The organism is Candidatus Acididesulfobacter guangdongensis (assembly GCA_004195045.1).
In the GTDB taxonomy this organism is placed as follows: domain Bacteria; phylum SZUA-79; class SZUA-79; order Acidulodesulfobacterales; family Acidulodesulfobacteraceae; genus Acididesulfobacter; species Acididesulfobacter guangdongensis.
This window is the reverse complement of sequence record SGBC01000001.1, coordinates 863,732-877,277: the sequence shown is the minus strand read 5'-3', so window position 1 is coordinate 877,277 and position 13,546 is coordinate 863,732. Positions and strand designations below refer to the sequence as shown.

Sequence of the window (13,546 nt, the reverse complement as noted above, 5' to 3'; positions counted from 1 at the left end):
ATTTATTTTATGAATTTTAAGCTATTATATTGTCTATTATCAATTTTTGCCGCCGACAACTATAGAAGGTATTCTTAATGTAGGCTGTCCATCAGACACCGGCGCTCCCTGCCCGTCTTTGCCGCAGGTGCCCACGCTGTAACCCATATCGTTTCCGATCATATCTATATTATTTAATATTTCAGGTCCATTACCCATCAAAGTTGCGCCGCTCACAGCTTCGCAGACTGCGCCGTTTTTTAAAATATATCCTTCCATGACTTCAAATACAAAATCACCCGTAACGGTATTTACCTGACCGCCTCCCATTTTTTTGACAAATAGTCCTTTATCTACAGTTTTAATTATATCTTCAGGCATACTTTTACCCTTCGCTATCATTGTATTTGACATTCTGACTATAGGCTGATGTTCATAAGACTCTCTTCTGCCGTTGCCGGTCAATTCATATCCATACTTAATATTAGACAAGCGGTCAGACATATACTTTTTTAATACACCGTTTTCGACCAATATATTTTTATTTGACACGGTACCTTCATCGTCGAATCTGTATGAGCCCCTTTTCCCTATTAATGAAGAATCGTCAATGACGGTAACTAATTTTGAAGCAACTTCTTTACCGATCTTATCAGAATATACGCTTAAACCGCTGCCTGCTATATCGGCTTCCAAACCATGTCCTATTGCTTCATGTATCATAGTTCCGCCTGCCTCACTTGACAGAACGACAGGCATCGTTCCGGAAGGGGCAAAAGGCGCATCAAGTAACGTTATTGCTCTGCTGCATGCTTTTCTTGCAATTTCAGCAGGGTCTACCGTATCGAAAAATTCAAATCCCATAAATGCCGAAACAGGTTCATAACCCATTTCTGTTTTTTTGCCGTTAGACGCTACGACACTTACAAAAAAAGTAATAATTTCTCTGCTGTCTTTAGCAATATTTCCTTCGGAATTTACTATGATAACATCCTGTTTATAATCTCTGTATAAAACATTAGCCTGCAAAATTCTTTTATCATATCCCCATGAAAATTTTACTGCATCGTCTATTTTTTTTATTTTTTCATTCATGGAAACATTTAATACTTCTTTTAAAACAGGGATATCTATTTTTGCTTTAGATTCTTTAAAATTCAAATTTAACTTATTGAAATTATTATTTGTTCTATTAGTTTTTGCTATTTTATTTAAATTTTTGCCTATTTCTAATAAATTTTTCTCATCAATGTTATTCGTAAATGCATAATATGATTTTTTTTCTGAAATAAGTCTTAACCCTGCACCTCCGGAAACTCCAGATATGGCTTTTTCCAATTTTTTATTCTCATTTGAAAGAAAATTTGATATATTGGATTCAAAGAATATATCGATAAAATCATCTTCCGACGTTCCTATAATTTTAAAAATTTTATTGAAATCTATATCGTTAACCTGCATTTTAACTCCTGATTTTTTTGTTATGATAAAATACAAAAACTAAGTCTATCATTATTTGTAATTATATTCTATAATTACAATGATATAAATAATATAATAAATTATGTTAAGTATAGCATAAAACATAACGTTTATAAATAGGCAAAACATAAAATATTTAAAATACTCTTCATATTCTTCAATACATCAATTAATATTATTTTTTAACGTTAAAATGAGATGGACATAAAAGAAGCAATTCTGGAAATAAATTTAAAAAATTTATCTAATAATATTCAACAATTAAAATTATTAGAATTCAATAAAAATAAAACAATTATAGCAATAATAAAATCTGACGCTTACGGACACGGTTTGCTGGAAGTTGCGCTGATCCTGGAAAAAGAAGGAATTAATTTTTTTGGAGTGATTAAATTAGAGGATGCTGTCCTGCTAAAAAGCAAATTAAACAATCCGAAAGTCTTATTGCTCTCAGGCGTCGATGAAAAAAATATTCCGGTTGCTGCCGCAATGGATATTTCTGTTTGCGTATATGATTTAAATTATCTCAAGTCAGTTTATGCATCTGCAAAAACTGCTCGTAAGAAAGTTCTCGTGCATCTGAAATACGATTCTGGAATGAACAGGCTTGGATTCAAGGATGACGAGTTATATAAAGCGTTAGATTATATTGAAGAAATTAGAAAAAATGACAATTTTTTAGAATTTGAAGGTATTTTCAGCCATTTTTCTTCTGCTGAGTCAGATATCGATTATACAAAATCTCAACTGAATAATTATAAAAACATTTTAAAAACAATATATAGCAGAAAGTTAACGCCGCTATACAGTCATATAAGCGCAAGCTCTTCTATACTCAGCGCCGAAATAAAAGACGATTTTTCAAATTCTGTCAGACCAGGAATATCTTTATACGGAATAAACCCAATAAATCAGCGGCTTAAATGTAGTAATGCAGCCGAGCTTTCCAATAATAAACAAAATAAACAAAGATACGACGATGCAGCAACTTTAGATCTAAAACCATTAATGACGCTAAAAACCGGTATTATTCAAATTAAACAAATAAAAAAGGGCTGTTTTGTTTCTTACGGCAAAACATTTCAGGCTCCCCGCGATATGACCATAGGCGTTGTTAACGCCGGTTACGACAACGGCATACCAAGAATGCTGTCTAATAAAGGACGAGTCATAATAGATAACCAATATGCCGATATAATAGGCGTCATTACTATGAATATGACAATAGTCGATATGACGGAAATTAAAAACGCATCATTAAAAAGCGAAGTAATTATCCTTGGCGAAAGCAAAAGTAAAAAAATAACCGTTGAAGAAATCGCCGATTATGCGGGCACAATCCCTTACGAAATATGTCTGAATGTAGGAAAATCCAATAGGCGGATATATATAAACATACAATAAAATACAATATATCAGCAAAAAATAAACATTAAAAATAGCAAAGCAAAGATTAAAAACGGTAAAGCAACGCACAATAGGCTAACAAAAACCGGAACATCGCTTTACCGTTTTAAAATTATTATATACAAGTCTTTTATGTTATATCTGTTTTATATTTATTTTATTGCTTATTACTAAACTAAACTGCATTAACTTCTTTAACTTCCGGTATTCTTTCTTTCAACACTCTTTCTATGCCGCCTTTCAGAGTCATCATTGAACCCATGCATCCTGCGCACGCGCCTTGAAGCCTGACATTAACCGTACCGTCGTCTAATATATTAACCAACTCTACATCTCCACCGTCAAACTGAAGAGACGGTCTAATTTCATCTAATACTTTTTCTACCGCTATTTTATCTATAGCCATTAATCCTCCCGTTTTATTATAATTTATAATTATTTAAATATAGCTATTCACTAAAATAATGAAGCACTAATTTTTTTCATCCTAAACACATCATATATCAGTATATCATTAACTGTAAACAATGTCAAGAACTTCAAACTCCCGTTTGCCTTTAGGAACGTTTATAGTTACTTCATCCCCAACATGTTTTCCTATTAACGCTTTTGCGATAGGTGAAGATATCGAAATTTTACCTTTGCTTATGTCTGATTCTGTATCGCCTACTATCTGATACGAAACTTCCGTGCCTATGTCTAGATCCATAAGTTTTATTTTTGCGCCAAAAACAATTTTTTCTTCGCATATTTTTGATATATCTATTATTTGAGCCCTTGCTATTTTGTCCTCAAGCTCTATAATTTTACCTTCCAGAAAACTTTGTTTTTCTTTAGCAGCGCTATACTCCGCATTTTCAGACAAATCCCCGTGTGCACGGGCTTCCTCAATCGCCAATATATTTGCAGGTCTTTCAACAGACTTAAGTCTCTTAAGGTCTTTGACCATTTTGTCGTAACCTTCTTTAGTAATAGGACAAGAATCGTTGTTAATGCTCAATTAAAGTTCACCTCCATGAGTAACCTTGCAGTCATTTAAAACATATAAAAATAATTAATAATAAATTTTCATTGTTTTTCTGGTTATATTCGCTTCTCTGTTTTGCTATATATCTGTTAAATTTTTTTATATGCTTTTATAATAATCCTGAATAGGTTTAACAGACAGTTTTTCTTCTTTAAGCGATTTTATAGCCGAAGAAGCGGCAAATGCGCCCCTCATCGTTGTATAATAAGGTATGGCAAACTCAATTGCGCTTCTTCTTATAGCATAAGAATCTTCAAGTGATTTCATACCTCTCGGTGTATTAAAAATCATATTAATTTCTTTATTTTTTAGCGCATCTATGATATGAGGTCTTCCTTCCTTAACTTTATTTATTTTAAAATTTTTAATATTTAATTTATCCAAATATTCCGAAGTGCCTTTGGTTGCTACAATACTGAAACCCATTCCTATTAATTGCGTGCAAAGTTCTTCTAAATATTTCTTATCTTCATCTTTTACGCTTATTAAAATATTGCCGTTTTTCGGGATATTCTGTCCGGAAGCTATCTGCGATTTTGCATATGCTATACCAAAACTTTTATCTATCCCCATAACTTCTCCCGTAGAACGCATTTCAGGTCCAAGCATCGGGTCTACGTTTGAAAACTTTGTAAAAGGAAATACTGCTTCTTTTACACAATAATAATCAATATTAAAGCATCCTATTAATCCTATATCTTTTAATTTTTTGCCGAACATTACAAGCGTAGCATATTTTGCAACAGGTATTCCTGTAGCTTTGCTGACAAACGGAACTGTGCGCGAAGCTCTCGGGTTAACTTCTATGATGTATATCTTATCGCATTTTATAGCAAATTGTATATTTACTAATCCTATTATATGAAACTCTAAACATATCTTTTTTGTTATTTCTTTTATCTGTTCTATTATGCCATTGTTTAAAGAAAATGCAGGCATAGAGCATGCGCTATCTCCGGAATGAACTCCTGCCTCTTCAATGTGTTCCATTATTCCGGCTATATAAATATCTTCCCCGTCGCATAATGCGTCAACATCCATCTCAATAGCATCTTCTAAAAACTTATCTATTAATATTGGAAAAGAAATATCTTGAGCAAATATTTTTTTAATATATTTATCTAATGAACTTTCGTTATAAATAATTTCCATTGCCCTTCCTCCTAAAACATAAGAAGGTCTTAGGAGAACCGGAAACCCAATTGAAATAGAGTTTGTATAGACTTCTTCCTCATTAAAAGCCATTGCGCTTTCTGCCTGGAAAAGTCCCATTTTTTGAATGATATCTTTAAACTTTTCCCTATCTTCAGCTATATCTATATACTTATAAGGCGTTCCAAGAATATTAAATCTTCTGCTTTCAAATTCTCCGGCAAGTTTAAGCGGAGTCTGTCCGCCAAATTGCAGTATAATTGGAGGATTTTCTTCTAATTTAGCGATATTAAGTACGTCTTCCGCCGTGAGCGGTTCAAAATACAATCTGGAAGACGTATCGTAGTCGGTGGACACCGTTTCAGGATTACAATTAACCATTATCGCTTTATATCCTATCTCTTTTAGCGCAAAAGCACTGTGTACGCAGCAATAGTCAAATTCTATTCCTTGTCCTATCCTGTTGGGTCCGCTTCCGAGAATAATGGCTTTTTTGCCTTCAAGCGCGGTAATTTCATTAGATTTATCATAAGAAGAATACATGTAAGGGGTAGCGGCTTCAAATTCTGCTCCGCAAGTATCTACTTTTTTATAAACCGGACATATTTTAAATTCATCTAATAACTTTTCTAAATATTTTTCCTGTGTTTTAATAATTTTAAATGCATTACTGTTTTTTTTCAGATATTCGTCAGGTTTAATATGGTTACCGTTTTCATCGACAGCGGTTAATTTAGCAATAATCATATTAGAAAACCCCAATTGTTTTGCCTCTCTTAAAATTGATTCCGCATCTTGCCGTTCTTTATCTGATCCGCTATGAAATTCATCTGTCTTTGGTGATTTTGCCGTATTAAAAACATTGCACAGAAACAATTTTTTTTCAAAATCTACAATCTGTTGTATTTGTTCGAGAAACCATCTGTTGATTTTTGAAAATTCATAAACCTCATCAACAGTAAAACCAGCCCTTAAAGAATCAGTTATCAATAAAAGTCTTCTGTAATCTGCATTTTTAATTAAAGTTTTTATTTCTTCTTTTACGCCGAAAAGCCCTATTATTATGTTTTTTATATCTAAGCATTTATCTGCCGATTCTGACGCCTTTAAAACAGTCTGACCTCGAACGTCTATATTTTCTGCGTCATTTATTGAGTGAAAAATTAATTCAGACTTATTTTGGCAATCATACAGCAGATCAAGACCATATAATGATTCAATCCCATAATATCCGTTCTCCAATGACCTTGCCGCCTTTTGAAGCGATTCGCAAAAAGTTCTGCCTATAGCCATGACTTCACCGACTGATTTCATATGGGTTGTTAAAGAAGAATCCGTCTGCGGGAATTTTTCAAAAGTAAAACGCGGAATTTTAGTAACGACATAATCTATGGCAGGTTCAAAACATGCCATGGTTTTTTTTGTTATATCGTTAGGCAGTTCGTCAAGGGTATATCCTACAGCCAATTTTGCTGCTATTTTAGCAATTGCAAAACCTGTTGCCTTGGAAGCTAAACTTGAACTTCTTGAAACTCTCGGATTCATTTCTATCACATAAGCGTCGTCAGAATTAGGGTCCAACGCGAATTGCACATTGGCTCCTCCGGTTTCTACGCCAATTTCGCTCATTATTTTTATTGTCCAGTCTCTTATTTTTTGCAAGTCTTTATTATTTAATGTTTGAACAGGGGCGATTGTAATCGAATCTCCGGTATGAATGCCCATAGGATCAAAATTTTCAATAGAACAGATTATAATCGTATTCTTATTTTTATCGGTCATCACCTCAAGTTCAACTTCTTTAAAACCTATAATAGATTTTTCTATCAGAATCTCATTTGTAGGACTTGCGTTGATACCTCTCTGAGCATATTCTTTAAATTCTTCAATATTATAGGCAATGCCGCCGCCTGTTCCTCCAAGGGTGAAAGAAGGACGTATTATTACCGGAAATCCTATCTGTTTTAGCACTGCGGATGCTTCTTCTATATCATGCGCAAAACCGCCATGTAATACAGGAACTCCAATCTTTTCCATGCTTTTTTTAAAATATTCTCTGTCTTCGGCTTTTTTTATAGCATCTATGCTTGCTCCAAGTATCTTTATACCAAATTTTTCTATAATTTTTCTCTCATATAATTCAATAGTCAAATTAAGGGCGGTTTGCCCTCCGAGAGTTGGAATAATACTATCGGGTCTTTCCTTTTCAATAATTTTTTCCAAAAAATCTGCGGTAAGCGGTTCTATGTAAGTTTTATAAGCGTACTCGGGATCCGTCATGATGGTGGCAGGATTAGAATTTACCAATATCGCTTCGTATCCTTCTTCAGCAAGCGCCTTTGCTCCCTGTGTTCCTGAATAGTCAAACTCTGCTGCCTGTCCTATGATTATTGGTCCTGAGCCTATAATCATAATTTTTTTTATATCTGTTCGTTTTGGCATAATAGATACCTTCTGTTAATCATTAAACTACATAGCTAAATCATTTATCAGATCTGTTTGATAATAACCGTATAAACCGGCATTAGACAAACAATCAATGGCTTCAATATATTCTTCTGCGGTTATTTTTCTACTTACAGCATTGTCATTAAAAGCTTTATAAGCCGGAAAATATTGACTCATAAGACTTACTGGGATATTTTCCGACAGCTCTTCAGCAATGAATTTAAAAGATTCCTGATACCCTGAAATACCTTCCGGCAAAATTAAATGTCTGATAAGCATTCCTTTTATAGCGATACCGTTAAAATCAGTCTGCAATTCTCCCGCTTGTTTATATATTTTTTTTAAAGCTTTTCTGTTGACTTCAACATAGTTATCAACTCCGGAATATTTAAGCGCAATCCTATTATTAGAATATTTTATATCCGGAAGATATATATCTATAATACCGTCTAATATTTCTATCAGTTCTTCCGTTTCGTATCCGGAACTGTTGTAAATAACCGGTATCATAAAACCTTTATCTTTCGCAATGCATAAAGCATCTGCAATAAACGGCATAAAATGCGTCGAAGTTACCAGATTAATATTGTGCGCTCCTCTTTTTTGAAGTTCCAGCATTATATCGCTCAATTCTGACACGGTATAATCTTTTCCGTTATAAAATCTGCTTATCGGATAATTCTGACAGAATTTACATTTTAAAGAGCAGCCTGAAAAAAAAATAGTGCCTGAACCGTTTTCCCCTGAAATACAAGGTTCTTCACCTCTGTGTATATTAAAACTTGCAATACGCAATTTATCTTTAGCGCCGCACAAACCTTTTTCTGCTTGAAATCTTTTGGCATTGCAATATCTTGGACATAGCGAGCAGTTTTCGGCAATTTTATAAAGATATTTTATTTTATATAAAAAATCTTTTTCTGTCATTTTTGGTATATTAATTATTTTATATTTTGTTTTTCAGACATAATTTTTTAAAATCTTCGAATAAGTATTTTGAATCATTCGGACCGGGTGAGCTTTCAGGATGATATTGAACGGAAAATACATTTAACGATTCATTTTTAATGCCTTCGACTGTGCCATCGTTTAAACTTACATGCGTTATTTCAGTATCTTTAAAATTTTCATTTGAACGGCTGTCTTTAATGTCAACGCAAAAACCATGATTTTGCGAAGTAATTTCTATTTTAGAAGTTTTAACATTTTTCACTGGATGATTAACGCCATGGTGTCCAAATTTAAGTTTATAAGTATTAAATCCTAACGCAAGAGCAAGCAATTGATGTCCGAGACAAATTCCGAAAATAGGTTTTTTCCCCATGAGTTCTCTTATTGTTTTTATTTCATCTGCAAGAGTTTTTGGATCTCCGGGACCGTTAGACAGAAGTATTCCGTCAGGATTTGTAGCGAGCACATATTCTTTTGAACTGTCGTACGAAACTACCGTTACATTTGCATTGAGAGCGTTAAGACAATCTATAGTGCTGTATTTAATACCGTAATCTATTATTGTAACATCGAACTCAGGTTTTTCTGCATATTTTTTATATAATTTGGTTGCCGAAACATTAGACGTTAAGTTTAAACCTTCCATTTTAGGCACATTTTTTACTTTTTCTTTTATGTAATCTATGCCTTTTGATTTTAAGGCTATATATCCGTTAGTCGAACCTTTTTCCCTAAGATAAATAGCTAATGTGCGCGTATCCACGCCTGTTATAACAGGAATATTATTTTCATTAAGAAAATCGGTTAAACTCTTTACCGCAGTATAGTGAGAATATTTGGAAACAATATTTTTTGCAACATATGCAGAAAGCCATGCTTTTTCAGATTCGAAATCTTCATTGTTTATGCCGTAATTCCCGATCATAGGATATGTCATAATGACTATCTGCCCATTGTATGAGGGATCGGTGATAAGCTCCTGATAGCCGTTCATTGCGGTATTAAATACTAATTCCCCGCCAGATTCAATCGGTTTGCCTTCATAATAACCTTCAAACGATGTTCCGTCCTCCAGCATTATGACGGCTTTTTCTTTACCTGCATTATCGTTATCTGCGATCTTTGCATTAGATGTCATGGCAGTTTTGATATTTTTAAATGTTTAACGTACCGGTTATATTGGTTTTCATAATAATTATAACTATGAAAATTAACTTAGATATTACAGTTAAGAGTCATGCGTACTTTTTTTATAATTTAAAAATCTTTCCGTTTATTATAGCATACATTGCAGCCCCTTTAAAGCTTTTATTGATAAAAGGGGAATTTTTACTTAGCGATTTTATATTTTCTTTTTTATATGTCCATTTCTTTTCTGGATTAATTATTGTAATATCGCCTGCATTTCCGTTTATAATTGCGCCTCTATTTTGCAGTTTTAAAATTTTTGACGGATTATAAGACATTAAATTTGCGATATCAATCATAGATAGGTACTTTTCATGATACAGTCCCAGAGTCAAAGCAAGTGATGTCTCTAATCCTATTATACCGAAAGGCGCTTCGTCTAATGTCGTGTTTTTCTCGTCTTCCGAATGAGGCGCATGGTCGGAAGCTATAACATCAAACAGACCTTCTCTTAGAGCATTTTTAATTGCATTGACGTCTTCCTGCGTTCTCAGCGGAGGATTCATTTTTGCATTTGTATTGTACGACAATAAAGATTCTTCCGTAATAGAAAAGTAGTGCGGACAAGTTTCAAATGTTATATTTATTCCGTTATTTTTTGCCATTTTAATTAATTCAACGGAACCTTTTGTAGAAACGTGAGCAATATGAAGCGAAGCACCAAAGTACTCAGCCAATTTTATATCCCTGAAAATAGCTATCTCTTCGGCAACGGATGGAATCCCGTTGACGCCCAATTTATGAGAGGTAATCCCTTCATTCATTACTCCTTTTCCTCTCAGTTTTATATCCTCGCTATGCGATATAACCGGCATGTCAAATGTCTTTGCGTATAAAAGGGCTCTTGCCATTAAAGAACTGTCTTCTACAGGCATACCGTCGTCACTTATCGCTACTGCTCCGGAATTTTTTAAATCTCCGATATTTGCAAGATTTAAACCTTCATTGCCGCGGGATATCGCTCCTATAGTGAAAACGTTACATAAATCAAAAGATTTTGCCTTGTTAATAATAAACGAATTTACTTCTTTGCAATCATTTGCAGGATTAGAATTTGGCATGCAGCAGATAGAGGTAAATCCGCCTGCGATAGCTGCTTCCATACCTGTTTTAATCGTTTCTTTGTATTCAAAACCAGGTTCTCTCAGATGAACGTGCATATCGATTAACCCGGGCAAAACAAATAAATTATCGGCATTGATAATATTTATATCCTTTGTGCCGACAGTTTCATTTTTAACGTCTTTTATCACCCCGTTTTCAACATAAATATCTCTTTTAACCTGCGTATCAGTGAAAGGGTCTACGACGATTCCATTTTTAATTAATAATTTTTCCATAAATTTTACGTATAGAGAGCTATTAGTTATTATATTTAAACGATATTTATTTAATAATCCTGAAATTATGAATGCCTGCCGCCCAATAATATATATAAACAAGCCATTCTTATTGCAATTCCGTTCTCTACCTGATCAAAAATAGCCGTTTTGCCGCTATTTATAATTGAACCTGAAATTTCAACATCCCTATTTACCGGACCTGGATGTAAAACAAGAACATCTTTCGAAGCCAATTTTAAAATTCCTTCCGTTAGTTTAAAATAATTTCTATATTCTTCTATTGAAGGAATAAAATAAAAAGCAGTTCTTTCTTTTTGCACTCTAAGCATAATTATAACATCCGCTTCTTTAACGGCACTATCCATACTGCCGGCTATTTTTACATTATCGGAATTAATAAATCTTGGCATTAAAGTTTGAGGTCCGTAAAGATAAATTTCTGCGCCTAATTTAGACAAACCTGCTATGTCAGATCTGGCAACTCTTGAATGAACTATATCCCCTATAATCGCAATTTTTAAAGATTTAATTTCTTTTTTATGTTCAAAAATAGTCATAATATCTAAAAGACACTGAGTAGGATGTTCATTTATCCCGTCACCGGCATTAATAACTGAGGCATCTGTAATATTAGAAATAAAAAACGGTGCTCCAGATTCATAATGCCTTATGACAAAAGCGTCTGGTTTCATAGCCTGCAAATTTAAGATGGTATCGCTCAGACTTTCTCCTTTTACAACAGAACTTTGGCTGATAGAAAGATTAATTGTGTCTGCGCTAAGTCTTTTTTGGGCAATCTCAAAGGAAGTTTTTGTTCTTGTTGAAGGTTCGAAAAAAAGGTTAAGAATAGTTTTGCCTCTCATTGTAGGAACTTTTTTAATATCCTGCAATGAAATTTTTTTGAATTCTTTTGCCGTATCAATAAAATAAAGAATATCGGATTTACTGAGGTCATTAATAGAAATAAGGTCTTTTTTAGCGTAGTCCATAGCTTTAGCTTTACATTATTAAAAAAAATATAATATATAACAAAACAAAAAATATTATCCGGCAATTAATTCATAAATAAAATATTATACCTTTAATATCTTTTCAATAAATTTATTTTTACCATCTAATTCAACTCTTACATCATATTTATCCGATATTTTAATTTTTTTTCCTGTAAAATCCGGGCAAATAGGAACCTCTCTATCTCCTCTGTCGATTAAAACTGCCAATTTAATGCTCTTGGGTCTTCCAAAACATATCAAATCGTCAATAGCGGCTCTTACAGTTCTTCCGCTGCATATTACATCATCCACGAGCAGTATATCTTTGCCGTTGATATTAAAAGGCATCTCCGTTGATTTTACAGCTTTTTTTACCTCAAAAGAATCGTCCCTGTATAATGTTATGTCAACATACCCTAAAAGACAATTAAATCCCGTCGCATGTTTTACTTTTTCGTGAATGATATTAGACGGGGCAACGCCGCCTTCTTTAATACCGGCAATAATTAAATTGCCGAGATCAAATTTGAATTTGATAATCTTAGCCGCAAGACCGTCAATTATATCGTTTACTTCATCATTTTTAAAAATTATTTCATTCAATTTTTATCAATTAAAACTAATAAATTTTTATGCTAACTCAAAAATATTAAGATTTTAAATAAAACTGTTAAATGAAACTAGGTTAAATTAATTTAATTTTTTAAGCAGTATTAGCTCAAAATATAAATCAAAATATTACGGCAGATTAGCATAACGTTTAGTTTTTTATCCGTTAAATGGACAATCGGGTATTGTTTTAAAAAATCTATGCCAATATATATCAAAATGATTTTTTGGATTCCACGAAAAATATATTATAAACGCTTCGCCTATAACATCTTTGTATGGAACAAATCCCCAGTATCTTGAATCAAAACTGTTGTCTCTATTATCTCCCATAACAAATAAATCATCTTTAGGGACCGTTATCGGACCATAATTATCTCTTGGAGAGTTATATGCCGGCAGGATTTTTTTTGATGTCCAATGCGCATATTTACAATTATACAAATGATTATTAATATAAACACGATTATCTATAATTTGAATCTTATCTCCTGGAGTACCTACTACTCTTTTGATAAAGTCAATTCCGGGATGCAGATTGTATTTTTTTGCGTATGGAAATTTAAAGACTATAACCTGACCGGTTTTCGGATGTGATACATTAATGATGTATTTAGTAAATGGTATATGTATTCCCCATATAAATTTATTGACAAGTATATGGTCGCCTGGTATAAGAGTGGGCTCCATTGACCCGGAAGGAATTTTAAATGCCTGAATAACGAAAGTTCTTACAAACAATGCTATTAATATAGCTATTACTATTGCTTTAAAATAATCTCCAAGTTTTCTATTGCTCATAATTTAATTTTTGCTAATTAATAGTAACTATTTTTATATATAAAATATAAAACATTTGCATAATTAATAATAAATTATTTTCATAACTAATATTATAACGTAAGTATTAAATTGCAAATGAACTTATTATATACAAAAAAAATTACTCTGTCTATAAATTTAAACAA

At 32.9% G+C, this 13,546-nt stretch carries 11 protein-coding genes; 1 reads left to right on the top strand and 10 read right to left on the bottom strand.

Annotated elements, in window-relative coordinates:
* Window positions 1-39: 39 nt before the first annotated feature.
* Window positions 40-1,440, bottom strand: a complete 1,401-nt coding sequence (locus EVJ46_04045) for a TldD/PmbA family protein (protein ID RZD17404.1) — start codon at window positions 1,438-1,440, stop codon at window positions 40-42.
* 219 nt (window positions 1,441-1,659) lie between these two features.
* Here EVJ46_04045 and alr point away from each other — a divergent pair, with 219 nt between their 5' ends.
* Entirely contained in the window at window positions 1,660-2,865 is a 1,206-nt protein-coding gene (alr, locus tag EVJ46_04040) for an alanine racemase (protein ID RZD17403.1), read from the top strand.
* A gap of 178 nt (window positions 2,866-3,043) precedes the next feature.
* On the opposite strand, the gene EVJ46_04035 is transcribed toward alr, so the two are convergent.
* The 9 genes from EVJ46_04035 to lepB all read right to left on the bottom strand — a co-directional run bounded on the left by EVJ46_04035 (window position 3,044) and on the right by lepB (window position 13,379).
* A complete protein-coding gene (locus tag EVJ46_04035) occupies window positions 3,044-3,274 on the bottom strand; it encodes a NifU family protein (protein RZD17402.1) in 231 nt (76 codons plus the stop codon).
* 108 nt (window positions 3,275-3,382) lie between these two features.
* Window positions 3,383-3,817 carry a transcription elongation factor GreA gene (gene greA / locus EVJ46_04030; protein RZD17462.1) on the bottom strand — a complete coding sequence of 145 codons (435 nt, stop codon included), beginning with the start codon at window positions 3,815-3,817 and terminating at the stop codon, window positions 3,383-3,385.
* Window positions 3,818-3,994: 177 nt separating this feature from the next.
* Window positions 3,995-7,489: a carbamoyl-phosphate synthase large subunit gene (gene carB / locus EVJ46_04025; protein RZD17401.1), complete on the bottom strand. Its 3,495-nt coding sequence runs from the start codon at window positions 7,487-7,489 to the stop codon at window positions 3,995-3,997.
* A gap of 27 nt (window positions 7,490-7,516) precedes the next feature.
* Window positions 7,517-8,422 (bottom strand): radical SAM protein, encoded by a 906-nt coding sequence (locus tag EVJ46_04020; GenBank protein ID RZD17400.1) that lies wholly within the window; start codon window positions 8,420-8,422, stop codon window positions 7,517-7,519.
* A gap of 19 nt (window positions 8,423-8,441) precedes the next feature.
* Window positions 8,442-9,584 carry a carbamoyl-phosphate synthase small subunit gene (carA, locus tag EVJ46_04015; protein ID RZD17399.1) on the bottom strand — a complete coding sequence of 381 codons (1,143 nt, stop codon included), beginning with the start codon at window positions 9,582-9,584 and terminating at the stop codon, window positions 8,442-8,444.
* Between the two features lie 112 nt (window positions 9,585-9,696).
* Window positions 9,697-10,974, bottom strand: coding sequence for a dihydroorotase (locus EVJ46_04010; protein RZD17398.1), 1,278 nt, complete (start codon window positions 10,972-10,974; stop codon window positions 9,697-9,699).
* Between the two features lie 65 nt (window positions 10,975-11,039).
* Window positions 11,040-11,966: an aspartate carbamoyltransferase catalytic subunit gene (locus tag EVJ46_04005; protein ID RZD17397.1), complete on the bottom strand. Its 927-nt coding sequence runs from the start codon at window positions 11,964-11,966 to the stop codon at window positions 11,040-11,042.
* 84 nt (window positions 11,967-12,050) lie between these two features.
* Window positions 12,051-12,572, bottom strand: coding sequence for a bifunctional pyr operon transcriptional regulator/uracil phosphoribosyltransferase PyrR (gene pyrR / locus EVJ46_04000; GenBank protein RZD17396.1), 522 nt, complete (start codon window positions 12,570-12,572; stop codon window positions 12,051-12,053).
* 165 nt (window positions 12,573-12,737) lie between these two features.
* A complete protein-coding gene (gene lepB, locus EVJ46_03995) occupies window positions 12,738-13,379 on the bottom strand; it encodes a signal peptidase I (protein ID RZD17395.1) in 642 nt (213 codons plus the stop codon).
* Window positions 13,380-13,546: the final 167 nt, after the last annotated feature.